The sequence below is a fragment of the Aeromonas sp. MR16 genome, from assembly GCF_022549315.1.
GTDB lineage: Bacteria > Pseudomonadota > Gammaproteobacteria > Enterobacterales > Aeromonadaceae > Aeromonas > Aeromonas aquatica.
Map to the genome: position 1 here is coordinate 327,487 of NZ_JAKZFK010000001.1, position 25,421 is coordinate 352,907.

Here is a 25,421-nt window from a genome sequence, read left to right on the forward strand (position 1 = left end):
GTTGTTCAAGAGGGTAGGGGAGAGACATCGGCCTAAGGCCGATGCTCATTTAAAATTATGTATTAGGCAAGAATTTTTATGTCGACAACTTTTATAATATCACCATTTTGTGAGTAAGTAACATTGCTGTCAGAAACATCAATTCCTGCATCTTTAAATTTATCAATCACAGCCTTAGATGATTCACTACTTATACATCTGTCTTCTATTCCTGCAAAGTGACCATGTATATAGTCAATTTCGAATGCAAAGTCTGGGTAGTATTGTTCTTCTTCAGGGAGTGCCCCCGTTAAATCTACAGAACCATAGAATTTTGGTAAGAGTCCTTCTATATCATTATTCCCTATTGCCGACGTATAAGCGGCAATCTCAGATCTAAACACTGATTCAATGAAGTCTCGAGTTATACCGTCTTGCTCTCTGTTTTTGAAGACCTTAAAGACCTTCGTCCTGCATTTTTTATAGAATAGCTGCCCATAGCACCCCTCTGCATTCTCTATCTTTTCCCGAAATAAGCTTGGGCATATATCGCTGAACCATTCTTCTGTACACCATTCAGCAGTATTTTGGCTTGTCTGAATATCGATGGGGTGACCGATTAATAGGAAGCATCTACGACATATAGCCACTGCACTTTCCTTGTATTTCAAAATGCTCATTTTGCGAGTTGAGCCCGCTTCATTGGTGATGGCGACCATTCGGTCGTCTGCGCTTACCTTCGCTAGAACCCCAAAGTGAGTCCAAACATAACCACTCATTACTATCATTCTCCTCGGTGTGCTGTGTGCCTCAGCCAACAGCATTGGTGCCAACCGCTAACCATACTCCAAATGAGGCTTGTTGTTAATCAATTAAGCGGTAAATTAAGATGGGATCACTGTTTGGTTGGTTTGAGGCGGGGACTCTTGGGTCTACGCAAGGGCGGGGGGCGTTGGTATCAATGAGCTGCAGTGAGGCTGCTCTGCTGATTGGGGAATGCGGAGATCGGCAGTTCGCACCACGGCCGGCTGAGGTGCTAGTCCGAAGCACTGCTTCCAGAGTAACCCCACCTCGTAGGTACTAGGTATCGGTGAGTGTCTGTGAGATGGAGGCGGAGGTGATTGAGGCCGCTGACAAGGGAAGGTGAGACACCGATTTGGAATCGGTGTCGAAACCGTACCACAAATTTATAACTCTTCGTATGAATACAACTCTATTTTTTCTTGGCTTACACCACAACTCATAAGCGCTTTAATATGATTATCTTTCTCATCATTGCTATAATAGCTAACTTTCCATAGAGCGCCCTTGGCACTATCAACAATACGGCGAAAATATGGTAAATCAATTTTATTTAATGAGTGGCCAATTACGACAATTGTAGCCACATCATTAAGTGAGTCAAAATGATCATTTCTTTTATTTAATATTTCATCAACGGGTTTTTTAAATGCATGCAGAGGATGTGCTGCAGCACTCTCGGCATCTGAGAACATGGTGCGGTTGCTATCCCCATTCTCATCAATTTCTGGTATCGAAACAATATCCTTACCATGTCCAAAAATTAGTTCGTGATGTTTTTTTGCACAGCCATGAATGTGCAATACATTTTTATCTTCAATGCCATAAACAACTTGGAGGGTTGATGTATAATTGAAATTTATAAAAATGGCATTGTCATTGAATAGCATTTTTCTTGTTGCTTGCGATTCATCAATTTGATGAACCCAATCGATAAATGCATCCCTTATGATAGCAACATGTCTTTCTGTTTCCTGTGCGAGTTCATCTTCTAACCCATACACGAAGCTGGGTCTGAAATCTTCGGCTTGCACATCGATTTCGTTATATAAATCAAAAAATCCATCCGAGTCGAATGTACCTAATGCATTCTCAAAATCATACCAAGGGACATCAACATTCGGGTCAAATAAATAATGCTCTTCAAGTTCATCCAGGGTATCTTTTGCGAATTCATAAAATTGGCGGTAACTTGTTGGCAAACCATGCCAAAGATCAAATCCATTACCAATTATATAGAGTGTTTTCATATCATTAGTATCTCCCAAATATGCCAAGATCGTAACTTAATTGGTTTTGATTGTTGAGTCAGTTAAGTGCTAATTCAGGAGGGGATCACAGATTTCAAGAGATGAAGCTGGGAACTTGGTGAGTAGGGCTTCTACAGTGAGGCTTCGTCTATAGAAGAACTGAGAGGTTTCTACGAGGGTGCGTGAGATGGAGGCTGAGGTACGGGTGTTTCAGCGGGAGCGGCCGTTCCTGCTGACTACGATAGTTATGTCTCATCCGCTCCAACATACAATTTACTGGCATATGACTCGTCATCGAATCTTTTAATGTTTTGTAATATATTAACTAGCGCATGACTTGTTTTCTCATTCTTTGAAGCGATAGCATTCATAAAATATGAGATACGAACCCATGATTTAAAATGATCATTAGTCAAATCCGAAGCCACAGGAATTAAATTATTAAATATTTCTTTCTCATTTTCGCAATATTTTTGGACCTTGAGAACTACTTCTTCATTAATGCTATTCTGTTCAATGTATGAAATTAAATTCTTAATGGCATTTTGGTTTTGCGTGTGATCCTTTCCGTAAAAATTACCTGGATTACATGATGGGGGAAAATCACTGAAATTGTGTTTCAAGAAGAATATCAAAAACTCACGAAGCCGTCGTTCAATCTTTATACTTTTTTGCTTCTCTTCATTTTTCTGCCACACATCGAAAACAAATATTATTATCAAAAGTTCAACACAGACCCCCATCATTTCAGGCAATAAATTACCAACCAGAAAGCCGTCTTCAGATTTAAAAAAAGCCACCAGAGACAAGACAACAAGAGTTGCGATGAGGGCACATATGAAATTAGTTCTTGTCATTTATATTATTATCCTATTACCCTATAAAATTACTTTTGTAAAAGACTTGGTTGTTCCAAATGGTGGGTATATTGACATAGATTCTCTCACCTCATATTTGGCTACCAATTCACCAGATGAATCAACTTCGTCATAGTAGTATATGTCAGTATCCCTGCCTTTCCTCTGCTCCCATTTGGTTCCTGTTGCGACCAAGTTGTTGCCATCACTTATACCAATTAGATTTTTATGTTCGATACTCATAGTTATCTCCGTAAAACATAACGTTTGGTTAAGGGGCGGGCTTCAGCCCGTCCCAGTGAGCGAAGCGAACTGTCTGAACCGCTTTTTAGTGGTTTACCCATTGGACGGTTGTTGTTGCGCGGCTTGTTCAAGTTTTTCTGGCTGAGGATTTCCATGCTCAACCCAATCAAATGAAAAAACTCTCATTTGATCTTTCGCAAATTCTGTTGCTTTGGCCCCAGTAAAGCCTGAGCCAGGAAGACCTGATTCTTGCTGGACAACCAGGATGGTCAATGGTGGAAGTTTTTCAATTAGGCAGTATGACTGTATTGGCTCAAGCAATTTGCCTAAGCCTGCGGCTGGAACACCAACCAGCTTTGATAGGATTCCGTAAGTTAATGATTGCCTTCCTTTTGCCGCTAGTGCCAATACTGCCCAGATTTGGCTTGCTCTTTCAGACCGCGTCATATGATTTCCTTAAACTGCTAACAGTGATTAGATAGAAGGCGGTACTAACACGTTAGTGGTGCCTTCCATCTAACTCCGATCCGCCCTGATACAAGGCATCAACAATTATATTTTAAATCAATCTATTACCTACTGGTCTCTGAAGCTGAACGTGTTTGCTTGACCTTAGATCCAGCATTACGACTGTGTATAACAACAGTGATGCGGCAAGCGCTGGCAAGGCTACCGCCCCTGGGTTACAGCTCCCAGATTGCTGCTTTTGACCTGTGATCAGATGACAGTTCCTTGTCATGGGTAGGCCTTGCATGGAGCTTGGGTACCGTGCAGGAATCGTAACTCATATGGTTCCGGTTGTTGAGTGTAATGAGCGATGAATCAGGAGGGGATCACAGATTGGAGGGGGTTACCGTAGGGGGAGGGCAGACGTTGCCTCTAAGCAGAGGGGGGGGGCATGGCAGCCTGCCTGTGGCTATGGACGAGAGTCACTTGACAGCTGTAGAAATTTTGGGCAGTTTTTAAGCGGCTATCGATTGTCCTGAACTTACGACAAGCCATTGGCTTGCCTATGTAATCAACCTAAGGAGAATCTGTATGAATATGAGCGAACATCGTCGTTTGTGTGAAGAAATGGCGAAGCAGTGGGTCAATAATGGTGTCAATCTAAGTCATGAAGCACTGCTTGAACAGGCTGCACAAGACCGGGGGTTTAAGAGCTTCGTTTCGCTAGAGGGGTTGCACAAGTTGCTCGGTTCCGAGGGTGTGCCAACCAAAGAGGCAATCATCAACGCTGGCGGAGATCCTCAGGAGGCACCTATGATGCCTCTCCATTCGACGATCAGCTCTGGATGGTCGGAAGCCGGTTCAGTTACGTAAGTATGTGAGAAAAGGAGCCTGGTACCTATGGCTCCAGGCTTTGGGCCTATAGGCCCACTTCAACATATGGGCCTTTTTCCTCTACTGTTGGTGCCACCTGTTATAACAGACTAGGTGGCCCACTCTCCCTTTTTTTATGTTTTGTTTAAGTTAGGTTCACTTGACATAACTGCTAATTCAATTTGATTTGCCACATGTTTATTTGCGAGTCTATATATTTCCATTTTGGCTTTGTTGAATGTGTCAATGATTTGAGCTTCTGACGGAATAATGTATGAATTATCTTCACACCTAACGGAGGATAGCTCTTTTTTGACTTTGTCATGGACTTTTCTGGTCGCAGTTTCATTCTTTGTATAGATGGATAAATTATTATAGTTCCCACTGTCGATTAGCATACCCTTATTTCTTTCAACTTCTTCTTGATACACAGACATATCTATTTCATAATTATTAGATTGGTACAGTACATTTTCAATGGTTTTATAAAAGAGACGTCTATTACTTGGTTGTGTATATGTGTAACTAGGTAGGCTTTCTTGGAGAAAAGAATAGTCGTCATAGTAATTAAAAGCCTCGCTATATTGCATTTCTAACTTTGAAGCCATACCGAGCACTTCAAAGTCATCTAGCTCAAAGGCTAGATTTTTAATAAATTCTATTTCCAATAAAATGTGTGATGAATCTTCCTTTTCGTTTTTCTCAAGGCTGTTTTTTATATGTTTTAGTTTATTTAATATAATTTCTCTGTAATCAAATGGTTCCATAGTTTTCCGGGTTTGCTTGATGCTGATGGATGGTTTGTAACTATTAATTTATAAGTTTTGGTTTGTGAACTTTTAATGAATGTTTAGTTAGCTCTCTGATAGTTAAGTAAAACTAGAAATCCACTGACAAACTCTTGTCATGGGTATAGATACATTTTTACCTCAAACGACACCATTTGTTGAGCGAAACGGGTGGCAAGTAAGGAGATGATCACATATTCGCTTGGGTTGATGTAGAAGGGAGAGCGGGAGAGAAGCGCCCGCTCAGGATAGGATGCGTCAGGCAGCAGCTATGGGGTCGGCCTTGAAAATCTCGTCACGGTGGTACGTGAGGAATGCGGCCTGCTTAGAATTGAACGGGCCGACGTTTAGGGGCAGCTCAACGCCCCACTGCCGCAGGGCCTGCTCGATGCTGGGCTTGGCACAAATCAGGTCACCGGAGTCAGTGAAGGTGATCCAGCCACGGTCGAACAGTTTATCTATGTGAGGGGAGAGCAGCAGGCCGTTATTCCCATTCAAGCGATCGGCGTTCTCCTTGCACTGTGCCCAGGGCTTGATATGACCTGCAATCAGCAGGGCCTTGTTGGTGACGCCGGTGACACGGCAGGCAGGCTCAATCGCCTCGAGGTTACTGCGGAAGAGGCCCTGGCCTATGCGAGCTTTGATGACCTGCAGCTTCTCTGTGACTTCCAGGGTAGAGGCCTTGATGGCTGCTTCGATGGCATCGCCTTCCAGTTCAGCCTGGTGCTGCACGATGTCATCGGTAAAGTCGGGGTTCACGCGGTTGGCCAGTGAGAGCACAAGATTGCCCAGTGCTTCGCTGATGCCGGCAAGGTAGCAACTCTGGTTCCCATTACCGTTGGGCTGCAATGGTGAGTTCTTCGAGGGGAGCAGGGGAGCTATCAACCCCAGGTGGTCCTTCGGACGGATAGGCTTCTCCAGCAGCTCCCAGTCGATGGGAACCTCCCAGCCAGTATCGGACCAGGAATCGCCGGCACTGCCGAATTCAGAGGGCTTGGACTTCTCACTGCAAGGTGCTGCAACCAGGCCAATGGCCTTGATAAACCCGCCGGCGTAAGAGATAACGACGTCCCCTGGTTTGGTCAACGTGAGGTTGATATAGGTCTGATTCTTCGAGCCGTTGCGGTTCGTCATGGGCGACCAGATGTAGCCGCCACCGACTTCTGCACTGTACGTTTGCTTATGGTTTACCCACCAGAATGCCACTGAAATCCCCTCGAAACTGCTGACCACGGATAGAGGGCCTCATGGTAACTCGAATGGTTCCGTTTGTTGAGGGTGAGCTCAGCCGATTCAGAGGGTTGTTGACCTAATACAACCCAACGCTGGACAGGATGAAGAGACACCGGCCTGGTACCGGTGTCAGGTGATAGGCGACTTGCTAGGGTTATGAAAGAGACTGTTTGCGAACACTCTCAACAATGTCTGATAAAGCAGAAGGGCTATTCATATCAATAAAAAGACGGTCTTGTAGTAGTGGAGGAAGCTCATCAACGCTCAAATCTGCATTTATAATTACAAAATTCTTTACTCCTTCTCTCATCAACTTTTGGAAGAAGTAATTTGCCTCTGCCTTTGGCCATCCTGAACGTGGGTCTAGAAAGTTTTTTGAAAAGAATAGAAGTCCCAATTTACTACTAGCCAACCCCTCGTTGATTTTATCAGTAATGCTATCACCAGGCTCAATTTCGTAGCGGTCATACCAAGCTCTTATCCCAGCCTTGTGTAATTCATTGAACACAACATCCACAAGGGGTTTGTCACGACTGGAGTGAGATAGGAAAACAGAGAATGAAGAGGGGGCTGTTGGACGGCCCCAGATTGATTTCATTACATTTCTGTCGGGGAACAGGAATATTCCATTTGCCTCAGATGGCATTGAGAAGCCCAACATGTCACTGTTGAGGAGACCCATAACGCTATAACCTCTTCTATGCATACTTGCAGTTATATCTTCAAACAGAAGTCTGTACTCACGTTTTTTTGATGGATGATTTTCTCTTAGCCACCTTTCAAATTCATCCCCATTCTTTTCAAAGTTTAGAGAAAGCAATAACTCTAACCCGTATGGGTCGTTGTTAATGAATAAATTTGCGCCGCAGAGAGTATCTTTATCGAAAGTGTCTAGTACATTGCCTACAAATTTACGTTCTTCAGCACGATTTCCATAATCGAGTCGAATGATAAATGTATGTTCAATAATAGTCATGCTAAGCCTCTTTCTCAATGTTATAAAAAGTGGTGATGAGAAGCCCAGGGAGAACTGACTAGAGTCATCATCATCATAGTATTTCAAGTACATTAGCTAATAGTTAGATTATATCTTCTTGGTTAGTATGTTGTTTTGTTTCTAACGCGAACTTTGTTGTATTCAGACACAAGAAGCTTTGCGTTATCATTTTGATTCATCCACATAATCTGAAAACTTATCATAGGTATTAAGCAAATTATAAAAAGAATAAAACTCTCATTCTTTATCTGTATTAGTGGGCCTGTCACATACCATATTAAATAAAGTGCACAGATAAGCATATATACCACAAAATATGACTGAGACTTTATTGATTGATAATTTACAGCGGCCAAGTTATGTCTGTTCGATCTTATAAATTTTGCTTGTTTTAGCCGCAGGCCTCTGAAAAACAATTTTGTCCGACCTTTAAGGGGGGCAGACAGTAAAGGAAGGAGTTTAAAAAACACAACGAAAAATATTCCTGTAAACCACCAGGCAGGATTTTGTAAGTTTAGTATTATCTCATTCATATGTGTTGCCTCTCGTTTGAAGTAATGACATCTAAGTTGTTGTGAAAGCAGTGAACTGAATCACTGCACTCATATTAAAAATTGGTCGGTGGTAAAACTAATCTACAAAGTGTTTTTCCTGCATAAATGGTTTGTTACCATCAGGGGCTTTTCGGTTAAGCAGGTTTTTCAACTGTTTTTTGAGCTGGCTATCCTCATGTGAATAAGTGCTTAGTAGAGCCTGAACGTCTACAAGCAGTTCAAAGTAATATCTTTCATTTTGACTCATGATTTATCTCTTCTACTGTAAAACATGTGTTGTAATCCAAGCTGCCTCGAGGAGGAATAATAGATGAACCTTACATCAAGCTTGGGCGCCATAAGGAAATCATATCTCGAATGGTTCCATTTGTTTAGAGCTAAACCTGTATTTCATAAAGATAATCTTAATAATAACGGCGTTTTAGTATTGATAAAACATAGGTGTAAATCGTTGGCACATGTGGGGCTGTGAGTAATTTAGCTTCATCGATTGTTTCTGGTGCGTGACAGAAATTATCGGTAGTGGGTACCATAGTCAGTGCCGGACCTAGACCACCCGGCTGTGTATGACCAAAAGGACCCAGACCATGACCAAACAACATACCCGAGATCTATCTGCAGCACGCCTACGCGGCGGTGCCAGCATCCACAGCATTAAATCTATCCCCCCTCAGTTCAGTCCCGAGCAGATCGAGCTGTTCCAGAAACTGGCAGGGGAGGATGTAGTTTGAACGCCTATCCCAAGTATTTCCTCCGCAGCCCTGAAATCCGGTCCCGTGCTTGCCAGTTGGTCGCTGGCCTGCCGGTTGACCAGGACAAGCCTCTGGTCATCGAGATCAAGGAGATGACCCGGTCTCTGGCCCAGAACTCCATGTTTTGGGCATGCCTCACAGACATCGCCGAACAGGTGAACTGGCACGGCCGCAAGCTCTCCAAAGAGGACTGGAAGCACGTTCTCAGTGCCGCCCTTTACCAGCAGGACGTGGTACCGAATCTCAACGGCAACGGCTTCGTCGTGCTGGGCAAGTCCACCTCCAAGATGACCGTGCGTGAGATGCGCGACCTCATCGAGTTGGCACAGGCCTTCGGCGCCCAGCAAGGCGTGAAGTTCGGGGATGAATCCCGCCGTGGCTTCGACTGGGTTGCCGCCTACGGGAGGGCTGCATGAGCAAGACCAAGGCTGATAAGCAGTGGTTGGACGATGTCTCGTCTCTTGGCTGCGTCGCTTGCCGCAATGCAGGCCTGGGGTCGAGCCTTGCGGAAATCCACCACGTGCGCAGCGGAGCCGGGATGGCGCAGCGTGCCGCTCACACCCGGGTGCTCCCTCTATGCCCGCGGCATCACCGCGCCTGTTACCCCACCGGCTTCCATGCCGCACCCAAGAGCTGGCAGGCCGAGCACGGCAGCGAGGAGACCCTGCTTGTCCAGGTGACCCGAGAGGTCGCCGAACTGCGCAAGAACACCATCGGGAGGGCGGCATGATCCACCTTTCCGCCCTCGATGCGGCCCGGCTGCTGGGTAACAGCCCCAAGGTCAAGAGCGCCGCCAACCAGGTGCGCAAGGCACAGCAAGTATCGACCCTGCGCGACAAGGTGCTGGCCCAGCTTGTTGGCTTCCCTGACCCGGTCACTGAGCTGCTGTTCCATCCCAAGCGCAAATGGCGATTCGACTTTGCCTGGCCGGCCAGCATGATCGCACTCGAGATCCATGGCGGGATCCACTCCGGCGGCCGGCATACCCGGGGGAGGGGGTTCGTAGAGGACCGCGCCAAGATGAACGAGGCCGCCCTGCTCGGGTGGACCGTACTGGAAGTTACCCCTGAACACATCAAGACCAGCCAGCTGCGCGCCTGGCTGCTGAAAGCATTTGAACAGACTGACAACTAACCAAGGACCCAACCATGACCAACCTGACCTGCAAAGCCTTCGAAGGCCACAACATTCGTATCGTCACCGATGAGCAAGGAGAACCCTGGTTCGTTGCGAGCGACATTGCGACGGTATTGGGATATGCCCAAACCAACAGCATGAACAAGCTGATTGATGAAGACGACAAGGAGAAAAGGGTACTCCAAATTGGAGGAAACTATGTAAATCAATCTCTTATAAATGAGTCTGGTCTTTATCAAGCCATATTCAGCAGCACCAAGCCTGAGGCTAGAGTGTTTAAGCGCTGGGTTACAGTTGAGGTTATCCCGAGCATTCGCAAGAACGGTGGCTATATCGTTGGGCAGGAGCAAGACACGCCTGAGCTGATCATAGCCAAGGCGCTGATGGTGGCGCAGTCAGTGATAGACAGAAAAACCATGGAGCTGCAGAGAGCCCAAGAACAAATCGCCATCCAGGCTCCGAAGGCTGACTTTGCCGATCGAGTAGCTGGTGCCGACAAGGGTGTCCTTCTCGGTAATTTCGCCAAAACCGTAGGGATTGGGCCCAAGAAAATTTTCGCCATCCTGCGTGAGATGCGGATCTTGATGAAGGGCGGCAACCGTCACAATCTGCCTTTCCAGCAGTATCTCGAGCAGGGTTACTTCGAAGTCATCGAGACGCCATACGATGCACATGGTGAAACTCGTCTCGCTTTCTCGCCCACGATCACCGGCAAAGGGCAGCAATGGTTGATCCATAAGCTTCTTGCTGCCGGCCACCTGCAAGCTCACGCTGCCTAGCCATCCTGAGGAGGACTGATTATGAGTAAGTCATTGGAAATGGCACTGCGCCTTTTCTCACCCAAGGGGGCGCTTCATGAGCCGTCATCCAGTAACGTCAGTAATCTGGGGCGTGACGAGTTTCTCGGTGCCCTGCAAGTGGCCGCCAAGAACAATCCTCAGGGGTATCAGTATCTGATAGCCGATCACCTGTTGGACATGGACGCCACTCAGGGGTTGCTGGCTCATTTCTGCGAGACCCTGGGTAGTAGCGAGGTTGCGGGCATGGCCATGGCTATCCTGCTGCGCCGCCCGCTACCAGAGCAGTTGGATAGACTGGTGCTGTCTCACCCGCACTATGACAAGGAGCGCCGCCGGGCCGCCGTGGTGATGGAGAAAGCCAAGCGGGTGCACCGTGCTGGCAATGACCATGAGTACCAGCGCCTGCTGGATGAGCGGAACTGGATCCTGGGCCTTGCCCGTGACCACTGTGTGGCTGAGATGATGCAGTCAGGCCGCTGCCCCCACTGCAATGGGACAGGGCTACGCCCGCGCAAGGGTGACGACTGCCCGAAGTGCCACGGCAGCGGGCGAGTGGTGCCAGATGCGGATCTGGTATCACGCCGGTTTGGCGTTCAGGTGCGGCAGTCAGTGGATCGTGCGGTGGATGAGGTGATTCATCAGGCGTCAGACCTGGCCCGAACTATGGACCAACAGGTGAATGAAATGCGGGTCATTTAAGAGCTCATGCCCATTGCCGGATTCATTAGAGGATACTAGATTTTAGTGCTACAGCGGCTCGCTTAAAGGTGGACAGGATGAATACCTTGCTAGCATTTATCCCATTACTTGCAGCCCTGGGTTCCCAGGGCCATAACGATGGTGCATACCCGATCTGCGACTCCTTTGTCGAAGATGCTAAAGCTTACTCGGAGAGGGACAAGGATGAGCTGATGGCATTGCGGGCAGAAGTCCGGAATGCAACGGACCTGGCCTACTTCGAGAAGCTCTATTCAACATCCTCCAATAAGCTGCTTGCTGCATATGCCCAAGAGGATGGGTTGACTCAGGAGCAAGCCAAGGCAAAGGCCTTTCATGATGCCCAGGCATGGGAGGGCGCCTTGTTGGATGTCGGGATTACCATGCAAGGGAACACAAATGAAAGTGACTGGAATGCGATCTTCAAAGGCTGCCTCGATAACGTGACTGCCGCTCGGTAACGTACTTTCATCGTCATTTCGCGCTTGGGAGTTCATCCAGGCTTGTTGTGTATCGGGGGCTTAGATGCTCCTGCTTCATCATCCACTCCCGTGTATCCCGGCCCCTGGCCGCAAAGTAGACTTTCCCCAACCGCCCCTGGTTGATCTTGTCGATGACCTGCATCAGTGCCTCGCTGCGCGGGGAATGCTGCACCCCGGCGAACAGGTCGCCCTGCTGCATGCCGGCGGGGGTGAAGTCGGCCAGCATGACGCCCCCCTTCTGATAACGCTGCTCATCGCGCCAGATCCGGGGAAGTAGTTGGGGGATCAGGGCCAGCAGCGCCCGGGTGTCATTGGTGGGCAGGGCCAGTTTGGTGCTCACCTGGTTGCCGTAATAGGGCTCCCGGTCGCTGAACGGACTTGTGCGAATGAACAGGGTGACATGACGGCAGCACATCCCTTCTCCTCGGAGCTTCTCGGCGGCTCGCTCCATGTAGCCGGCCAGCGCCTGGTGCATGGGGCCGATCTGGGTGATGCGCTCTCCAAAGCTCCGGCTGCAGATGATCTGCTGCTTGGCCTGGGCCTCTTGCTCCAGCTCGGCGCAGGGGATCCCCCGCAGCTCCTGCACTGTGCGCTCCACGACCACGCCATACCGGCGGCGCAGGCTCTTGGGGTCAGCAGCGACCAGTTCCGCCACAGTCTTGATGCCCTGAGCCTCCAGCTTGGCCGTCAGCCGCCGGCCAATGCCCCATATCTCGTCCACCGGAGTGATCGCCATCAACCTGGCGCGCCTCTCCTCGTCACGCAGATCGACTACTCCGCCGGTGGTCGGCCACTTCTTGGCGGCGTAGTTCGCCAGCTTGGCCAGGGTCTTTGTTGGCGCAATGCCGACTCCGACGGTGAGGCCGGTCCACTGCTGCACCCGTCCGCGGACTTGGCGGCCATAAGTCACCAGGTCGCCAGCCCAGCTCTCGCTCAACTCGATAAACGCCTCGTCGATGCTGTAGACCTCCACCGCCGGGGCCATCCCCTCCAGGATGCTCATCACACGACTCGACATGTCACCGTAGAGGGCGTAGTTGGAGCTGAACCATACCCCACCCATGGCCTCGAAGAACTGGCGGATTTGGAAGTAGGGCACGCCCATCTTGATGCCGAGCGCCTTGGCCTCCGCCGAACGGGCCACCACGCAGCCGTCGTTGTTGGAGAGCACGACGATCGGCACCCCTTTGAGGTCAGGCCGGAACAGCCGCTCGCAACTCGCGTAGAAGTTGTTCACATCGACCAGAGCCACGGCGCAGCGCTTGTTCATGGCGCGGGCATCTTGTGGATGACGAAGGTAACCACACCGAAGATCTCCAAGTGCTGCCCGTCACTGAAGTGGATGGGACGATAGGCAGGGTTCCCTGGTAAGAGGCAGACTGAGGGGCTGAGCTGGAGCTGCTTCACAGTGAACTCGCCATCTACGGCCGCAACAACCACGCTGCCATGCACTGGCTTGCTGCTGCGGTCTACGACCAGCATGTCACCATCGTGGATCCCGTGCTCTACCATGCTGTCCCCGGCAGCCCGAACGTAATAAGTCGCGGCCGGGTGCGCTATGCATAGCTGGTTCAGGTCGATGGTCTGTTCCACATAGTCCTGGGCGGGGGACGGGAAGCCACAGGCGGCAGGGGAGAGGAACAACGGGATTTCCAACGCTGGGGCGTCAAGGTCAGGAACTGCAAACATGGTTTTGGCTCACAATGCTGTATATAAATACAGTATAGCGATGCTTGTGGCGAAGATCACCGTGGAGCGATTGGCTCCAAATTGAGGTAAGATCTCGGCAAACCCTGAGCGTGGAGTCGCCTATGTCGTTCAATCTGTGCTCCCTGCCGAAAGAGCAGCAGGAGAAGGTCGAGGTAGAGAAGGCCGCTGCCTATGCGGTGTGGAAGGAAAGGAACCCCGAGATCAAGGTGCCCGCCGAGAGCGAGGCCGGGAACTACAAGGGGGAGATGCAGGCCTACTTCCTGCAGCAGGTCGAGCGGTACCGGAAGGTGAAGTAGTTGTTTTTATGTCAGTCAAAAATGGAGTTATGAATGCCAATAATTATGACCAATTGCCATTTCGAAAATAATGGAACTGCCATCAAAGCCCCAACATCTGCAGACATTAAAATGTCTGGCAATACATTTGTTGGCAATGGCAAAGCAATGGATATCTATGTTTCAGCTGTTGACTTGCAAAAGCTGGGTCTCCCTCAAGACACGCCGCAAGAGATGCTGAAGGAGGTTATTTCGATTATTCAAGGGATTCCTGGCTGCTCTCAAGAAGAAAAAGAAGCAGCTATAACCAAGTCATCTCTATTTGAGTGGCTAGGTGCGGCGGCATCTGCATCGACGCTTGCGACAGCATTGGTTCAATTTTGTTCTTCTCTTTAATCCTGCGGCTGAAGCTGCAGGTTGAAACCCCGCAGCCCCAGCGTTAGTATTGCTCAAAGATGGCCAGAGTCCCCGTGACCCTGGCCTTTTTCATTTCCGGCCCGCCTCGTGCGGGCTTTGTCGTTTCTGGAGGGGCGATGACGCCTGACAAGGATCCACAGAACTACAGCGTGCTCGCCTATCTGGCATTCGGCGGGCTGAGCGTATGGGGAGGGCTTGTGACCTACATACAGACGGTGAAACGCGAGGGAAGGCAGTTCCGATGGGCCGAGGCGCTGCTGCAGGTGGTGGTGTCAGGGTTCGCCGGGATGTTGACCATGCTGCTGAGCTGGTACATCGCAGCCCCGCTCCCGTTGTGTGGCTTCATGGCTGGCCTGGCTGGCTTGATGGGGTCGAAAGCACTGGAGCTGTACGAACGCCGGGCAACCGGCTGGATGGGAGGGAAGGAGTGATGGTGCAAATGCGCTGGGTAGATGAAGCCCGTAGGCATATCGGGTTGACGGAGATTAAGGGGCCCCAACACAACCCCGAGATCGTGGCGATGTGGAAGGCCATCAAGCGGGGCGGCATCCGTGATGATGAAACCCCGTGGTGTGCCGCCTTTGTCGGAGCGTGCCTGGAGCGGGTCGGCATTCAGTCCACCCGGTTCGAGGGAGCGCGTTCCTATGCCTCCTGGGGGGAGAAGCTGGAAAAGCCGGTGGCAGGCTGCGTAGTGGTGTTCTCCCGGGATGGTGGCGGACACGTTGGGTTCGTAGTGGGGCAGGACAAGGCGGGCAATCTGCTGGTGCTGGGCGGTAACCAGGCTGATGCGGTGAACGTGAAGGCGTTCCCTCGCTCCCGGGTAACCGCATACCGCTGGCCCGCTGGTGAGTCGATGCCGGTGGGGGAGCTGCCGGTAATGGCTGCGGCCGAGTTCTCGAAGTCCGAAGCATAGGCGCAAGCCTTGCCGATATCGCCGGGTAACCGGTAACAGCAGAGGAGAGTGCGATGGAACACATCGTTGAGGTGGTCATCAACTGGATTGTCATCCTGATGGCTGTGGTGGGCGGCGCGTCCATGGTGGTACAGGGGCTGGCCAAGATTGCTGCCGTCACCCCGTCCACCCGGGACGATGAGGTGATCGGGAAGGTGCAGGCCTTCTTGGTTGGCCTGACCAAGGTACTGGACAAGCTGGCTATGAACCTGCCGGCTGAGAAAGCCAGGAAGCAATAACATGAACAGCTTGCTCCAACTGCTCGACATTCTAACGGCCCTTCTGGGCCGTTGGCTTAAGCAGGAGAGGGCAAGGGAGGTGCAGGAAAGCCATGACAAGAATCATGCGGACCCACAGGGGCGTTTTGCTGAGCGTTTCGGTGCTGCTTCTGGCCAGTTGCCAGACAGCTCCAAGCCAAACAGCGAACTGCCCGCCACCCACACCCAGGTTGACATGGAGCCCCGCCAATAACGGCGGGGTTTGTCTTTCTGGGGGATCCACAGCTGAACTACTGGACTATCTCGATGCACTGGAGCGATGCAGTGGTTAATGGCGTTACCGTGACCGGGGTTATCACTCAAGTGAGGGAGTATGACGGAAGTCAGGCTCTGGTCATCCTGAATACAGGCGTTTCCGTCGTGGTGCCAGCAACCCATGAGCCCGCACCAGGGGACGCCATCGTCGAAGGCGAGCTATCTCTCTAAATGGCAAAGACCGACTGGGCACAGCTCAATGCAGAGTTCCTGCAGGAGCATGAAGCGACCGGCATCAGTGCGAAAGACTGGTGTGACAGCCGCGGCCTGAACTACAACTCGGCGCGTCGCTATTTGAAATCCCGGGGCCAATCCCCTGCGCAACCTGATAAATCTCGCGTAGCTGCGCAATCTGCGCATTCCGAAGTGCGCACAACTGCGCAATCTGCGCAAAGTGCGCAAGCCAAAGGGAATGAGGCCAGGGCCAAAGGGGGAGAGCGAAGAGGGGAGAAGTCATCCGCATCCACACAATCCCAGTCCGAACCTGACCAGACCCCGAAAAACAAAGGGCGGGATGGTGCTGGCCGCTTCGTCCGTGGCGAGTATGAAGGCAACCCGAACCCGCCAGCCAACATCAAGCCCGGCATGCAGATAGCCAAGACCCATGGCGGCTATGCCAAGTTCCTCGATGCCGAGGAGCTGTTCGACCAGGCCCGCGAGCTGCAACTGCGCGACGAGCTGGACTTCACCCGGGCTCGCGTCATCTCCGTCACCAAGCTGCTCAAGGGGCTGCAGCAGGACCTGGTCACGGCCGGCGAGATGACCGACCGAATAGCGCTCTACGACAAGATCCTGAAAGCAGAGCAGGCCCTCGACCGCAATATCCAGCGGATTGAGTCCATCGAGCGGACCCTGAGCGCCCTGCGCATCGACGAGGTGAGCGTGCCGAAGATTGAGGAAGATACTCGCCGGATCCGGGCTGCTGCGCGCAAGCTGACCGCCGAAGCAGATCGGCTTGAGAAGGATGGCGGCAGCGAGTCCACCCCGGTCAGCGAGATGGTCACCGAGCTGCAGGGGATGGGGACTGGCGGGCTGATGTCGTGATAAAATGCGAGCCTGAGTTCACCCCCATGCAGGAGCCAGCCATGAAACAAAGAGAGCGTCAGGCCGCACAACGGATTTTGGCTATTGAGGCGATCGCCAAACTTCGCTCAGTGTCTGAGCTGTTTGGTGTTGAGGATGTCGGGCTTGACGATGAGCAGGCAACGGCTGACTTTAAGCGCTGGGATGAGAAGATTACAGAACTTGAGCGGTGGATAAGAGATGAAAGCCCGATCGCCTGAACTCGCTTTCGCTGGGGGAGTAATGAGAATTTATCGCAAGAATGAGGCTGGGGAGGCGGTTTACATCGCCGACTGCTCATTGCCGCAGGAGGTGTGCGACGCCGTTGATTCAGGGCGTGAGGCGCAATACGAGTTGCCGCCAGTGCGGGGGCCTTCGCGACAAATTGGTTGTGACATCGAACCTGATTACGCTGCTACTGTCACCATTGAGCGCGTGCTTCTTGAGCCATACCGCCTTTACCGCAACGGCGTGCTGGTCGAGATGGGCGCAATGATTGCAGATCCCAGTCATGTGAGGATGCTGGCCGAAAACATTCAGCAGCGTGCCGCAGCCAGGGCAGAGGTCAACGCCATCACCGCAGCATGGCAAGAACGAACATAACTACAGCATCTCCCACACCAACCCGCTTCGGCGGGTTTTTTATTGCCTGAGGATCCACCAATGACCGAACTCGACACCTCCGCCATGACTGAGCAGGAGCAGATGGCCTACATCCGCTCGAAGCTCAGCGATAAGTGGTGGCGAATGAACAACCTCTACATGATCGAGAACGAGCAGGGCAAGCTGGTGCGCTTCCGGTTGCGCCCGGCGCAGGAGCTTCTGTTCCGGACCATGTGGTGGTTGAACATCATCCTCAAGGCGCGCCAGCTCGGATTCTCCACGGCCATCGACATCTATCTGCTGGACGAGGCGCTGTTCAACAAGAACCTCAAGTGCGGGATCATCGCCCAGGACCTGACGGCCGCCGGCGAGATCTACCGCACCAAGATTGAAGTCCCGTTCGATAATCTGCCCGGCTGGCTCAAGGCCCAATTCAAGGTGGTGACTCGGCGCGGCGGGGCGAATGGCGGACACATCCTGTTCCGGCATGGCTCCAGCATCCAGGTGGCCACCTCCTTCCGCTCCGGTACCGTCCAGCGCCTGCATGTCTCCGAGCACGGGAAGATCTGCGCCAAGTATCCCGAGAAGGCCAAGGAGGTGCGTACCGGTACCCTGCAGGCGATCCACCCGGGCGCCGTGGCCTTCATCGAATCAACAGCGGAGGGCGTAGGCGGCGACTTCCACGCCATGAGCATGAAGTCCCTCGAACTGGCACGCGCCTCCGGTGAGCTCAGCCAGCTGGATTGGAAGTTCCACTTCTTCGCCTGGTGGCAGGACCCCAAGTATCGCGCCGACGTGCCGGCATCCGGCGTGGTGATGAGCAAGACCCAGGCGGAGTATTTCGCCGCGGTCGAGAAGGCGATGGATTGCACCATTACCGACGAGCAGCGGCAGTGGTACGTGCTGAAAGAGTCCACTCTGGGCGCCGAGATGAAGCAAGAGTTCCCCAGCACGCCATTGGAGGCCTTCCTGACCTCTGGGCGCCGGGTGTTCGACCCCATCCATACCATGGATGCCGAGGGCGATTGCATGGCCCCGCTCATCGTCTACGACATCGACCCTGTGACCGGCAGGCGTGAGAAGGCCCGCAAGCCGGAGAAGCTGGACGAGCAGGGCCAGCGCTCCCTCGAGAACATGCTGCTGGTCTGGGAGCTGCCAGACCCCGACGAGGATTACGCCATCGGCGCCGATGTGGCGGAAGGACTGGAACACGGCGATCGCTCAAGCCTGGATGTCACGGCCAAAAGCGACGGCCGACAGGTGGCCCACTGGTTTGGGCATCTCGACCCGGGGCTGTTTGCCCAACTGCTTGCCCACGTTGGCAGGTTCTACGGCACCGCAGAGCATGGCCCGGCCTACATCGGACCAGAGCGCAACAACCACGGTCACGCCGTGCTGCTCAAGCTCCGTGAGATCTACCCGACCCGGCGCATCTACACCCAGGAGCACATCGACCGGGACCGCGACGACGAGACGCCTCGCCTCGGCTGGCTCACCACCCGGCAGTCCAAGCCGATCCTGGTTGATGGCCTCAAGGCCCTGCTGCGTGCCGGGCAGTCTGGGATCCGCTGGGTCGGTACCATTTCCGAAGCCACCACCTACGTCTACGACAAGAGCGGCAGCATGAACGCCCAGGACGGCTGCTACGACGACCAGCTCATGAGCTACATGATTGCCCAAGAGATGCGTGCCCGGATGCCGGCTCGCATCGTCAAACCTGAATCCTCCCGCAAACCCAAGCACTGGATGGCCAACTGATGATCAACGCCCAACCCAAGGCCCCTGAAAAAGGCGGCCTCGATACCCCGCGCCTGCTCAAACTGATGAGCGATATCAATGGCCAGCCGGACTGGCGAAGCCTTGCCAATCGAGCTTGCGCTTACTACGACAACGACCAGCTGCCACCTGCAGTGAAAAAGGCACTCGATGAGCGCGGGCAGCCCATCACTATCCACAACCTCATCGCCCCGACTATCGACGGCGTGCTGGGGATGGAGGCCAAGAGCCGTACCGACCTGATGGTGATCGCCGATGACCACGACGACGAGCTGGAGCAGCTGGCGGAGGCCGTCAACGCTGAATATGCCGATATGTGCCGCCTGGGTGGACTGGACCGAGCCCGGGGCGAGGCGTATGGCGGCCAGATCAAGACCGGTGTGGGCTGGGTTGAGGTATGCCGCCGCGATGACCCGTTCGGCCCGCGCTACAAGTTCAGCAATGTCCACCGTGACGAGGTTTATTGGGACTGGCACAGCCGGGAACCTGACCTGAGCGACTGTCGCTGGCTGATGCGCCGTCGCTGGGTCGATCTGGATGAGGCCAAGACTATGTTCCCGAGCAAGGCCAAGGCGCTGCAGTGGGGCGTCAACGACTGGGAGGGGATGGTAAGCCTGACCGCCATCGAGGGGATGGATCCCAACCTGGTCAGCGCCTATGACGAGTGGAGCCAGTTCAGCGGCAAGGAGATAGAGTGGTGCAGCCGGGAGCGAGACCGGGTGCTGCTGCAGGTGGTCTACTACCGCACCTACACCATGCGTCAGGTGCTGAAGCTCGACTCAGGTCGGGCGCTGGAGTACGACAAGGCCAATCAACTGCACCTGGCTGCTGTGGCCATGGGGCGCGCCAAGCTGGAGCGCTGCCCTGTGGCTGTGATCCGGGAATCCTGGTTCGTCGGCCCCCATCATCTGGTTGATCGGCCCTGCTCAGCCCCTCACAACATGTATCCGCTGGTGCCGTTCTGGGGTTACCGCAAAGATCGCACCGGTGAGCCTTATGGCCTGATTGCCAGGGCGATGCCAGCGCAGGACGAGGTGAACCTGCGGCGCATCAAGCTGACCTTCCTGCTGCAGGCCAAGCGCGTCATCATGGACAAGGACGCCACCAACATGAGCCGGGATCAGGTGCTGGAGCAAGTCGAGCGCCCGGATGGCTATATCGAGCTCAACCCTGACCGCGCCAACAAGACCAGTGTGGCCGATGCCTTCAAGGTGGAGCAGGACTTCAACGTGGCGGCCCAGCAGTTCCAGGTGATGCAGGATTCGGTGAAGCTGATCCAGGACACCATGGGGGTTTATGCCGCCTTCCTGGGTCAGGGCTCCACCGGGCAATCCGGCGTGGCCATCAGCAACCTGGTGGAGCAGGGGGCAACCACGCTTTCCGAGATTAACGACAACTACCGGATGGGCTGCCAGCAAGTTGGGCAGTTGGCGCTGGCGTACCTGCTGGAAGACATGGCCAACAAGCGCAACTACAAGGTGACTGTGAACCTGGATGACCCCCGCCGCCGTAAAGCCGTGGTGGTCAACGTGGAGCAGGAGGATGGCAAACTCACCAATGATGTGACCCGGCTGCGGGCCCATATCGCACTGGCGCCGATCCAGCAGACTGCCGCCTACAAGCAGCAACTGGCCGAGCGGATGACCCAGGCCATGTCGCAACTTCCGCCCGCGGCGGCAGGTGCTTGCTTTGACCTGCTGGTCGAGCTGATGGATGTACCGCGCAAGGCCGAGTTCGTGGAGCGGATCCGCAATGCCCTGAACATTCCGAAAGACCCGGACGAGATGAGCGACGAGGAGCGCGCTGCTGCCGAGCAGCAGGCTCAGCAGGCCCAGATGCAGCAGGAGCTGGCCATGCGGGAGATGCAGGCCAAGCTGGCAGAGTTGGAAGGAAAGGCCGCCAAGTGGCAGGCAGAGGCCCAGCGCATAACCAAGCTGACCGACTCTATCCGGTTCGAGGACGCCCTCAAGCAGGCCCAGACCGGCAAGACGCTGCAGGAGATGGAGCGGCTCGCCGCCGAGCAGCAGAGCATCCAGGGTGAGCAGGCTTTGCTGCAGGCCCAGCTGTTGGACACCATCCAACAGCAGATCGACGCCATCGCGCTCTGACAGTTGCTTTCCTGACCTGCCAGCGTTACGATTTCCCCAACATGGCCCAGTCTCTCGAGATTGGGCCTTTTTCTTTGATTGAGTTGACAGTCAGTAGCGTAACGGACTCTCTTTGAGTATGATTTAAGGTGAGTCTTATGACTCCCGTACTTGTTTTAAGCCCGCCCCACGCGGGCTTTTTTTATGGACCAGCTTCGAGCTGGTTTTTTTGTGCCCAGCCCCAGCCCCAGCCCCAGCCGGAGAGCGCTTTCACCGAGAGCCTTCCCCCGCTTGGGCAGCGATACCACCCACTGAAAACCCACGAGGACAACCATGGATAAGAACATCGACAACCTGACCGGGACTGAGAGCCTGGACGAACTGGAAGCCATGCTGGAGGCGATCGAGCGTGAGCCCGATGCCGAGCTGGATGATGGCACTGCTACCGAGCAAACGGACGTAGACCCCGCGCCGTCGGCGGGTGAGGTGGCAGCCGGTAACGAACAAGCCAACACCGAGCAGGGCGGTGAAGGGGCCACGGAGCCTGAGAAGGTGATCCTGGCCAAGAGCGGTCAACACACCATCCCGTATGAGGTGCTGGAGCAGTCGCGCAATGAGGTCAAGGTACTGCGTGAGCAGTTGGCCGCATCGCAGCAAGCCCAGGCCGAACGGGACAAGCTGCAGGCGCTGATGGAGAAGCACGGGATCAACCCCGACGTTGACCCGGACGACATCAGCCAGGAAGAGCTGGCGCAACTGGCGCAGGACTACCCGGATCTGGGCAAATCCATCGCGGCCATTGCAAGCAAGCTCCAAAGGCTGGAGCAGCAGGCAGCACCGCAGCAGGTTACCCCCGCCACCAATCCGGTTCAGGCCGCACTGCAGGCGGTACCTGACCTGATGAACTGGCGGGAAAAGGACCAGGACCGCTTCGACTTCGCCATCATCGTCGATGAAAAGCTCCAGGCTGATCCCGCGTGGCAAGGCAAGTCGCTGGATGAGCGATTCGCAGAGGCGGCGCGCCGCACCAAGCTGGCCTTTGGTGATGAGGTCATCCCTCCCGCCAAGGCCCCCAGCAAGGAGGCGGAGAAACCTACCGACTTTATCCCGTCCAGCCCCTCGGCTCTCGGCCAGACCCATCATGCAGCCCCCACTGGTGTGGAGCGCTTCGGCACCATGTCTCAGGCCGAGCTTATCGGCGAGATGGGCGCCATGACGGACGCCCAAATGGAGGCGCTGCTGGAGCAGGCCGGGTACTAACCCACCACCCATTTCAATAAGCCAACCCCGACCACTGTGTCGGGGTTTTTGTTTTCATGTAGGAGAGGACCATGACCCAAGTCACCTCGGCGCAAGCCAACAAGATTTTGCAGGCGGCGTTGTTTACGTCTGCCAACCGTTCCCAGTCGCTGGTGAACATGCTGACCGAAGAGGCTCCCAAGGGTGCCAAGGTCAACGGCGGCAAGCAGACCAGCGCTGGTGCCCCTGTGGTTCGCATCACCGATCTCGGCAAGGGTGCTGGCGACGAAGTAGATATGCAGCTGTTCCACCAACTGTCTGGCCGCCCGACCATGGGCGATAAGAAGCTGGCTGGCCGGCTCGAAAGCATGTCCTTCGCCGACTTCTCGCTCAAGATCAACCAGACCCGGCACGGTGTGGATGCTGGCGGCAAGATGAGCCAGAAGCGCACCAAGCACGACCTGATCAAGACCGCCCGTGTACTGCTGGCGGATGGCTACTACGGCCGCCTGGTTGACCAGCGCGGCTTTGCCCAGCTGGCCGGCGCACGCGGCGACTATGCGGCCACCGATATCATTCTGCCGCTGGCAGACGATGCTGAGTTTGCCGACATCATGATCAACCCGCTGACCGCGCCGACCTACGAGCGCCACTTCTTCGGTGGTGACGCGACCACCTTCGAAGCCATCGACGCGGCGGATCGCTTCAATCTCGGCTGCGTGGACAACATGGCGCTCTATCTGTCCGAGATGGCCAACCCCATCCAGCCGATCCGTATGGTGGCCGACCCGTCCGGTGGCGAGCCGCTCTACGTGCTCTACGTCACTCCGCGCCAGTGGCATGACTTCTACACCTCCAGCTCCGGTAAAGACTGGAATGCCATGCTGGCCGCGGTGGCAGAGCGCGCCAAAGGCTGGAACCACCCCATCTTCCGCGGGGAAGGGGCCATGTGGCGCGGCATCCTGGTCAAGCAGTACAAGGGAATGCCAATCCGCTTCAATCAGGGCAGCACAGTCAAGGTCTGCGCCGCCAATTCCACGGCAGGTGTTGAGGTGGACAAGGTGGCGGGTACCACCATCGATCGCGCAGTGCTACTGGGCGGCCAGGCGCTGGCCAACGCCTTTGGCTCCGGCGAGCAAGGCGGCTCCTTCGGCATGCACGAAGAGAAAACCGACCATGGCAACGCGACCGAGATGTCCATCAGTTGGGTGTCCGGTCTGCAGAAGATCCGCTTCAAGCAGCGCAACGGCAACATCCAGGACCACGGCTGCATGGTGCTGGATACCTCGGTGAGTGCCATCGGCCGCTAAGCCGCTGACCCATGGGGCTTCACGGCCCCATTCCAACACTATCTGACCAGACAAGGAGCCATATCATGGCCAAGACTACTCTGATTGCCAAAGCGTACCGCTGGTTTGTCGGCGCGTTCGGCAACCTCTCTATCTCCCCGACCCTGGTGGCCAAGCTGGCTGCCGTACCCGCTGGCGATGTTGTCGCATACGGCGACAAGGTGGAGCCCAACCTGAAAGTGGTGGGTGTGACGATGTTCAGCACTGGGCTGGGCGCGAGTACCACCATCACGGCCAAGATCGGCACGACCACCATCATCAACGCCGAGAGCACGGTGGGGGCGGTGGCAAAGTATTACCCGGTTGATGACCTGATGACCGAGCCTGACCAGGAGATCACCCTCACGGTTGGCGGCGGCGCTGCGACGGGCACAGTCAAGCTCAAGCTGCATTACGAGGTAGTCGGCAACCTGTAAGGCTGCCGATCACTGTCCGCCCGGCCCTGTGCCGGGCTTTTTCGTTTCTGAATAGGAGTCATCGCCATGAGCGACAAAATTGCCGTGGTTTATATCGGCGACAAGCCGAGCAAGAAAGACACCGTCACCGGCTCCCGCCTGGTGTTCCCGCGCCACACCGCTGTTGATGTGGAAAGCCACATCGCCATGCAACTGCTGGAGTTCCCGAGCGTCTGGATCCGCCATGAGGCACTGGCTGGCGAACTGGAGCGGCAGGAGACCACTGCCCAGGCTGCCGCCGAAGAGCAGGAGCGTCTCGCCGCCGAGCAGGCCCGCCTGGCGGAAGAGCAGAGCATGGTGGTCGGTGAGCGTGACCTGGCCAAGATGACCTCTGCCCAACTGGCCACCTTGGTTGAGGGGGAAGACCTGGATATCGAGCCGCAGGGCCCGCAAGAGAAGGTGCCCGAATACCGGGTGCGCGTGCGTGATGCCCTGAAGGCCAAGCTGGCCGAGCAGGGGGAATAACATGCAGATGGTGTCGCGTGAGCAGTTCCTGCCCACCGTCAGGCTGCACATCACCGGCCCGCTCGAAGTCATGCTGGGTGAGGCCGTCACAGAGGCGGCCATCACGTTCTGCCGGGAGTCAGCGCTGATTACCCTTGACCGACTGCTGCCCAGCGCTTCAGCCGGCAGCCTGGTGGAGGTCTGCAACATCAGCGGGATGACATCGTGCAACGTGCTGCACCTGACCGGTGAGGGAGGTGAGCCATTTGTCAGTGGGCGTGACTACTTCGCCATGTCTGCCAATGAGCTGAGCATCCTGACAGATCTCAGCAATGTGCGGATCTGGTATGTGGCTGCCCCGGTCAAGAACGCCACCGAGCTCCCAGCCCAGCTCTACCACGATCACGCCGATGCCATTGCCCATGGCGTCGCTGCTTTGCTCTACGCCCAGCCAGACCGCCCCTGGTCTGACCCCAAGCGAGCCAACTACCACCGCTCCGAGTTTGTCGAGGGATGGCGCCGGGCTGGCCGGTTCCGCAAAGAGCACAGTGCTCCGACCCAAGTTGAATTCCACAACCCGCCCCGCAAACACTCTTTTTTCTAAAGGAC

General features: G+C 54.2%; 35 protein-coding genes. 24 read left to right on the forward strand and 11 right to left on the reverse strand.

Going from position 1 to position 25,421, the window contains the following annotated elements:
- Positions 1-62: 62 nt before the first annotated feature.
- The 5 genes from MM194_RS01370 to MM194_RS01390 all read right to left on the reverse strand — a co-directional run bounded on the left by MM194_RS01370 (position 63) and on the right by MM194_RS01390 (position 3,577).
- Complete coding sequence (locus MM194_RS01370; RefSeq protein WP_241342391.1) at positions 63-758, reverse strand: hypothetical protein; 696 nt, start codon at positions 756-758, stop codon at positions 63-65.
- 408 nt (positions 759-1,166) lie between these two features.
- On the reverse strand, positions 1,167-2,030 hold the full coding sequence (locus tag MM194_RS01375) for a bacteriophage abortive infection AbiH family protein (protein WP_241342392.1): 864 nt from the start codon (positions 2,028-2,030) through the stop codon (positions 1,167-1,169).
- Between the two features lie 245 nt (positions 2,031-2,275).
- A complete protein-coding gene (locus MM194_RS01380; RefSeq protein ID WP_241342393.1) occupies positions 2,276-2,887 on the reverse strand; it encodes a hypothetical protein in 612 nt (203 codons plus the stop codon).
- 21 nt (positions 2,888-2,908) lie between these two features.
- A complete protein-coding gene (locus tag MM194_RS01385; RefSeq protein ID WP_084204646.1) occupies positions 2,909-3,130 on the reverse strand; it encodes a hypothetical protein in 222 nt (73 codons plus the stop codon).
- A gap of 93 nt (positions 3,131-3,223) precedes the next feature.
- Positions 3,224-3,577, reverse strand: coding sequence for a hypothetical protein (locus MM194_RS01390; RefSeq protein WP_241342394.1), 354 nt, complete (start codon positions 3,575-3,577; stop codon positions 3,224-3,226).
- 591 nt (positions 3,578-4,168) lie between these two features.
- Here MM194_RS01390 and MM194_RS01395 point away from each other — a divergent pair.
- Positions 4,169-4,450 carry a hypothetical protein gene (locus tag MM194_RS01395; RefSeq protein ID WP_241342395.1) on the forward strand — a complete coding sequence of 94 codons (282 nt, stop codon included), beginning with the start codon at positions 4,169-4,171 and terminating at the stop codon, positions 4,448-4,450.
- Positions 4,451-4,584: 134 nt separating this feature from the next.
- On the opposite strand, the gene MM194_RS01400 is transcribed toward MM194_RS01395, so the two are convergent.
- From MM194_RS01400 to MM194_RS01415, 4 genes are all read right to left on the reverse strand, one after another.
- Positions 4,585-5,217 carry a hypothetical protein gene (locus MM194_RS01400; RefSeq protein ID WP_241342396.1) on the reverse strand — a complete coding sequence of 211 codons (633 nt, stop codon included), beginning with the start codon at positions 5,215-5,217 and terminating at the stop codon, positions 4,585-4,587.
- A 279-nt stretch (positions 5,218-5,496) separates the two neighbouring features.
- Positions 5,497-6,471: an HNH endonuclease gene (locus MM194_RS01405; RefSeq protein ID WP_241342397.1), complete on the reverse strand. Its 975-nt coding sequence runs from the start codon at positions 6,469-6,471 to the stop codon at positions 5,497-5,499.
- Positions 6,472-6,625: 154 nt separating this feature from the next.
- Positions 6,626-7,447, reverse strand: coding sequence for a toll/interleukin-1 receptor domain-containing protein (locus MM194_RS01410; protein ID WP_241342398.1), 822 nt, complete (start codon positions 7,445-7,447; stop codon positions 6,626-6,628).
- A gap of 651 nt (positions 7,448-8,098) precedes the next feature.
- The gene (locus MM194_RS01415) at positions 8,099-8,269 is read right to left on the reverse strand and encodes a hypothetical protein (RefSeq protein WP_241342399.1); all 171 of its coding nucleotides are present in this window, start codon (positions 8,267-8,269) and stop codon (positions 8,099-8,101) included.
- A gap of 340 nt (positions 8,270-8,609) precedes the next feature.
- Here MM194_RS01415 and MM194_RS01420 point away from each other — a divergent pair, with 340 nt between their 5' ends.
- The 7 genes from MM194_RS01420 to MM194_RS01450 all read left to right on the forward strand — a co-directional run bounded on the left by MM194_RS01420 (position 8,610) and on the right by MM194_RS01450 (position 11,889).
- Complete coding sequence (locus tag MM194_RS01420; RefSeq protein ID WP_241342400.1) at positions 8,610-8,753, forward strand: hypothetical protein; 144 nt, start codon at positions 8,610-8,612, stop codon at positions 8,751-8,753.
- A complete protein-coding gene (locus tag MM194_RS01425) occupies positions 8,750-9,190 on the forward strand; it encodes a recombination protein NinB (RefSeq protein ID WP_241342401.1) in 441 nt (146 codons plus the stop codon). The genes MM194_RS01420 and MM194_RS01425 overlap by 4 nt, the downstream gene beginning before the upstream one ends.
- The gene (locus MM194_RS01430) at positions 9,187-9,504 is read left to right on the forward strand and encodes a Ref family recombination enhancement nuclease (RefSeq protein ID WP_241342402.1); all 318 of its coding nucleotides are present in this window, start codon (positions 9,187-9,189) and stop codon (positions 9,502-9,504) included. The genes MM194_RS01425 and MM194_RS01430 overlap by 4 nt, the downstream gene beginning before the upstream one ends.
- Complete coding sequence (locus MM194_RS01435; RefSeq protein WP_033130133.1) at positions 9,501-9,908, forward strand: hypothetical protein; 408 nt, start codon at positions 9,501-9,503, stop codon at positions 9,906-9,908. Before MM194_RS01430 ends, MM194_RS01435 begins: the two co-directional genes overlap by 4 nt.
- A 14-nt stretch (positions 9,909-9,922) precedes the next feature.
- Positions 9,923-10,690: a phage antirepressor KilAC domain-containing protein gene (locus tag MM194_RS01440; RefSeq protein WP_052100901.1), complete on the forward strand. Its 768-nt coding sequence runs from the start codon at positions 9,923-9,925 to the stop codon at positions 10,688-10,690.
- 21 nt (positions 10,691-10,711) lie between these two features.
- Positions 10,712-11,410 carry a TIGR02642 family protein gene (locus MM194_RS01445; RefSeq protein WP_033130134.1) on the forward strand — a complete coding sequence of 233 codons (699 nt, stop codon included), beginning with the start codon at positions 10,712-10,714 and terminating at the stop codon, positions 11,408-11,410.
- 77 nt (positions 11,411-11,487) lie between these two features.
- A complete protein-coding gene (locus tag MM194_RS01450) occupies positions 11,488-11,889 on the forward strand; it encodes a hypothetical protein (protein ID WP_033130135.1) in 402 nt (133 codons plus the stop codon).
- A 13-nt stretch (positions 11,890-11,902) separates the two neighbouring features.
- Here MM194_RS01450 and umuC read toward each other — a convergent pair whose 3' ends face one another.
- Together umuC and umuD are read right to left on the reverse strand one after the other, a co-directional pair.
- Positions 11,903-13,180, reverse strand: coding sequence for a translesion error-prone DNA polymerase V subunit UmuC (gene umuC / locus MM194_RS01455; protein WP_241342403.1), 1,278 nt, complete (start codon positions 13,178-13,180; stop codon positions 11,903-11,905).
- Positions 13,177-13,599 carry a translesion error-prone DNA polymerase V autoproteolytic subunit gene (gene umuD / locus MM194_RS01460; RefSeq protein ID WP_042880557.1) on the reverse strand — a complete coding sequence of 141 codons (423 nt, stop codon included), beginning with the start codon at positions 13,597-13,599 and terminating at the stop codon, positions 13,177-13,179. Before umuD ends, umuC begins: the two co-directional genes overlap by 4 nt.
- A 122-nt stretch (positions 13,600-13,721) precedes the next feature.
- Between umuD and MM194_RS01465 the strand changes: the two genes are divergently transcribed.
- The 16 genes from MM194_RS01465 to MM194_RS01540 all read left to right on the forward strand — a co-directional run bounded on the left by MM194_RS01465 (position 13,722) and on the right by MM194_RS01540 (position 25,416).
- Entirely contained in the window at positions 13,722-13,916 is a 195-nt protein-coding gene (locus MM194_RS01465; RefSeq protein WP_241342404.1) for a DUF3283 family protein, read from the forward strand.
- Positions 13,917-13,949: 33 nt separating this feature from the next.
- Positions 13,950-14,291, forward strand: coding sequence for a hypothetical protein (locus tag MM194_RS01470; protein WP_241342405.1), 342 nt, complete (start codon positions 13,950-13,952; stop codon positions 14,289-14,291).
- A 74-nt stretch (positions 14,292-14,365) separates the two neighbouring features.
- Positions 14,366-14,743 (forward strand): phage holin family protein, encoded by a 378-nt coding sequence (locus MM194_RS01475; protein WP_241342406.1) that lies wholly within the window; start codon positions 14,366-14,368, stop codon positions 14,741-14,743.
- Positions 14,743-15,225 (forward strand): TIGR02594 family protein, encoded by a 483-nt coding sequence (locus tag MM194_RS01480; protein WP_241342407.1) that lies wholly within the window; start codon positions 14,743-14,745, stop codon positions 15,223-15,225. Before MM194_RS01475 ends, MM194_RS01480 begins: the two co-directional genes overlap by 1 nt.
- Positions 15,226-15,278: 53 nt before the next feature.
- A complete protein-coding gene (locus MM194_RS01485; protein WP_042880547.1) occupies positions 15,279-15,503 on the forward strand; it encodes a hypothetical protein in 225 nt (74 codons plus the stop codon).
- A gap of 1 nt (position 15,504) precedes the next feature.
- The gene (locus tag MM194_RS01490) at positions 15,505-15,735 is read left to right on the forward strand and encodes a hypothetical protein (protein ID WP_241342408.1); all 231 of its coding nucleotides are present in this window, start codon (positions 15,505-15,507) and stop codon (positions 15,733-15,735) included.
- Between the two features lie 233 nt (positions 15,736-15,968).
- Positions 15,969-16,841 (forward strand): terminase, encoded by an 873-nt coding sequence (locus tag MM194_RS01495; protein WP_241342409.1) that lies wholly within the window; start codon positions 15,969-15,971, stop codon positions 16,839-16,841.
- Between the two features lie 41 nt (positions 16,842-16,882).
- Complete coding sequence (locus tag MM194_RS01500) at positions 16,883-17,080, forward strand: hypothetical protein (protein WP_109421929.1); 198 nt, start codon at positions 16,883-16,885, stop codon at positions 17,078-17,080.
- A 22-nt stretch (positions 17,081-17,102) separates the two neighbouring features.
- Positions 17,103-17,462: a hypothetical protein gene (locus tag MM194_RS01505; RefSeq protein WP_241342410.1), complete on the forward strand. Its 360-nt coding sequence runs from the start codon at positions 17,103-17,105 to the stop codon at positions 17,460-17,462.
- 60 nt (positions 17,463-17,522) lie between these two features.
- Positions 17,523-19,220, forward strand: a complete 1,698-nt coding sequence (locus MM194_RS01510) for a terminase (RefSeq protein ID WP_241342411.1) — start codon at positions 17,523-17,525, stop codon at positions 19,218-19,220.
- Positions 19,220-21,346, forward strand: coding sequence for an OmpH family outer membrane protein (locus tag MM194_RS01515; RefSeq protein WP_241342412.1), 2,127 nt, complete (start codon positions 19,220-19,222; stop codon positions 21,344-21,346). Before MM194_RS01510 ends, MM194_RS01515 begins: the two co-directional genes overlap by 1 nt.
- Before the next feature lie 312 nt (positions 21,347-21,658).
- Positions 21,659-22,585, forward strand: coding sequence for a hypothetical protein (locus MM194_RS01520; protein ID WP_241342413.1), 927 nt, complete (start codon positions 21,659-21,661; stop codon positions 22,583-22,585).
- Between the two features lie 71 nt (positions 22,586-22,656).
- Positions 22,657-23,874, forward strand: a complete 1,218-nt coding sequence (locus tag MM194_RS01525) for a DUF4043 family protein (RefSeq protein ID WP_241342414.1) — start codon at positions 22,657-22,659, stop codon at positions 23,872-23,874.
- A gap of 65 nt (positions 23,875-23,939) precedes the next feature.
- Positions 23,940-24,329, forward strand: a complete 390-nt coding sequence (locus MM194_RS01530; RefSeq protein ID WP_043162873.1) for a hypothetical protein — start codon at positions 23,940-23,942, stop codon at positions 24,327-24,329.
- A 66-nt stretch (positions 24,330-24,395) separates the two neighbouring features.
- On the forward strand, positions 24,396-24,833 hold the full coding sequence (locus MM194_RS01535) for a hypothetical protein (RefSeq protein WP_171269003.1): 438 nt from the start codon (positions 24,396-24,398) through the stop codon (positions 24,831-24,833).
- Position 24,834: 1 nt separating this feature from the next.
- On the forward strand, positions 24,835-25,416 hold the full coding sequence (locus MM194_RS01540; RefSeq protein ID WP_241342415.1) for a hypothetical protein: 582 nt from the start codon (positions 24,835-24,837) through the stop codon (positions 25,414-25,416).
- The last annotated feature ends 5 nt before the right edge of the window (positions 25,417-25,421 follow it).

What these genes read in the sequence shown, in the direction of transcription:
- MM194_RS01370 (WP_241342391.1), bottom strand. Translation starts at nt 758, where the DNA reads ATGAGTGGTTATGTTTGGACTCACTTTGGGGTTCTAGCGAAGGTAAGC.
- MM194_RS01375 (WP_241342392.1), bottom strand. Translation starts at nt 2,030, where the DNA reads ATGAAAACACTCTATATAATTGGTAATGGATTTGATCTTTGGCATGGT.
- MM194_RS01380 (WP_241342393.1), bottom strand. Translation starts at nt 2,887, where the DNA reads ATGACAAGAACTAATTTCATATGTGCCCTCATCGCAACTCTTGTTGTC.
- MM194_RS01385 (WP_084204646.1), bottom strand. Translation starts at nt 3,130, where the DNA reads ATGAGTATCGAACATAAAAATCTAATTGGTATAAGTGATGGCAACAAC.
- MM194_RS01390 (WP_241342394.1), bottom strand. Translation starts at nt 3,577, where the DNA reads ATGACGCGGTCTGAAAGAGCAAGCCAAATCTGGGCAGTATTGGCACTA.
- MM194_RS01395 (WP_241342395.1), top strand. Translation starts at nt 4,169, where the DNA reads ATGAATATGAGCGAACATCGTCGTTTGTGTGAAGAAATGGCGAAGCAG.
- MM194_RS01400 (WP_241342396.1), bottom strand. Translation starts at nt 5,217, where the DNA reads ATGGAACCATTTGATTACAGAGAAATTATATTAAATAAACTAAAACAT.
- MM194_RS01410 (WP_241342398.1), bottom strand. Translation starts at nt 7,447, where the DNA reads ATGACTATTATTGAACATACATTTATCATTCGACTCGATTATGGAAAT.
- MM194_RS01415 (WP_241342399.1), bottom strand. Translation starts at nt 8,269, where the DNA reads ATGAGTCAAAATGAAAGATATTACTTTGAACTGCTTGTAGACGTTCAG.
- MM194_RS01420 (WP_241342400.1), top strand. Translation starts at nt 8,610, where the DNA reads ATGACCAAACAACATACCCGAGATCTATCTGCAGCACGCCTACGCGGC.
- MM194_RS01430 (WP_241342402.1), top strand. Translation starts at nt 9,187, where the DNA reads ATGAGCAAGACCAAGGCTGATAAGCAGTGGTTGGACGATGTCTCGTCT.
- MM194_RS01435 (WP_033130133.1), top strand. Translation starts at nt 9,501, where the DNA reads ATGATCCACCTTTCCGCCCTCGATGCGGCCCGGCTGCTGGGTAACAGC.
- MM194_RS01440 (WP_052100901.1), top strand. Translation starts at nt 9,923, where the DNA reads ATGACCAACCTGACCTGCAAAGCCTTCGAAGGCCACAACATTCGTATC.
- MM194_RS01445 (WP_033130134.1), top strand. Translation starts at nt 10,712, where the DNA reads ATGAGTAAGTCATTGGAAATGGCACTGCGCCTTTTCTCACCCAAGGGG.
- MM194_RS01450 (WP_033130135.1), top strand. Translation starts at nt 11,488, where the DNA reads ATGAATACCTTGCTAGCATTTATCCCATTACTTGCAGCCCTGGGTTCC.
- umuC (WP_241342403.1), bottom strand. Translation starts at nt 13,180, where the DNA reads ATGAACAAGCGCTGCGCCGTGGCTCTGGTCGATGTGAACAACTTCTAC.
- umuD (WP_042880557.1), bottom strand. Translation starts at nt 13,599, where the DNA reads ATGTTTGCAGTTCCTGACCTTGACGCCCCAGCGTTGGAAATCCCGTTG.
- MM194_RS01465 (WP_241342404.1), top strand. Translation starts at nt 13,722, where the DNA reads ATGTCGTTCAATCTGTGCTCCCTGCCGAAAGAGCAGCAGGAGAAGGTC.
- MM194_RS01470 (WP_241342405.1), top strand. Translation starts at nt 13,950, where the DNA reads ATGCCAATAATTATGACCAATTGCCATTTCGAAAATAATGGAACTGCC.
- MM194_RS01480 (WP_241342407.1), top strand. Translation starts at nt 14,743, where the DNA reads ATGGTGCAAATGCGCTGGGTAGATGAAGCCCGTAGGCATATCGGGTTG.
- MM194_RS01485 (WP_042880547.1), top strand. Translation starts at nt 15,279, where the DNA reads ATGGAACACATCGTTGAGGTGGTCATCAACTGGATTGTCATCCTGATG.
- MM194_RS01490 (WP_241342408.1), top strand. Translation starts at nt 15,505, where the DNA reads ATGAACAGCTTGCTCCAACTGCTCGACATTCTAACGGCCCTTCTGGGC.
- MM194_RS01495 (WP_241342409.1), top strand. Translation starts at nt 15,969, where the DNA reads ATGGCAAAGACCGACTGGGCACAGCTCAATGCAGAGTTCCTGCAGGAG.
- MM194_RS01500 (WP_109421929.1), top strand. Translation starts at nt 16,883, where the DNA reads ATGAAACAAAGAGAGCGTCAGGCCGCACAACGGATTTTGGCTATTGAG.
- MM194_RS01505 (WP_241342410.1), top strand. Translation starts at nt 17,103, where the DNA reads ATGAGAATTTATCGCAAGAATGAGGCTGGGGAGGCGGTTTACATCGCC.
- MM194_RS01510 (WP_241342411.1), top strand. Translation starts at nt 17,523, where the DNA reads ATGACCGAACTCGACACCTCCGCCATGACTGAGCAGGAGCAGATGGCC.
- MM194_RS01515 (WP_241342412.1), top strand. Translation starts at nt 19,220, where the DNA reads ATGATCAACGCCCAACCCAAGGCCCCTGAAAAAGGCGGCCTCGATACC.
- MM194_RS01520 (WP_241342413.1), top strand. Translation starts at nt 21,659, where the DNA reads ATGGATAAGAACATCGACAACCTGACCGGGACTGAGAGCCTGGACGAA.
- MM194_RS01525 (WP_241342414.1), top strand. Translation starts at nt 22,657, where the DNA reads ATGACCCAAGTCACCTCGGCGCAAGCCAACAAGATTTTGCAGGCGGCG.
- MM194_RS01530 (WP_043162873.1), top strand. Translation starts at nt 23,940, where the DNA reads ATGGCCAAGACTACTCTGATTGCCAAAGCGTACCGCTGGTTTGTCGGC.
- MM194_RS01535 (WP_171269003.1), top strand. Translation starts at nt 24,396, where the DNA reads ATGAGCGACAAAATTGCCGTGGTTTATATCGGCGACAAGCCGAGCAAG.
- MM194_RS01540 (WP_241342415.1), top strand. Translation starts at nt 24,835, where the DNA reads ATGCAGATGGTGTCGCGTGAGCAGTTCCTGCCCACCGTCAGGCTGCAC.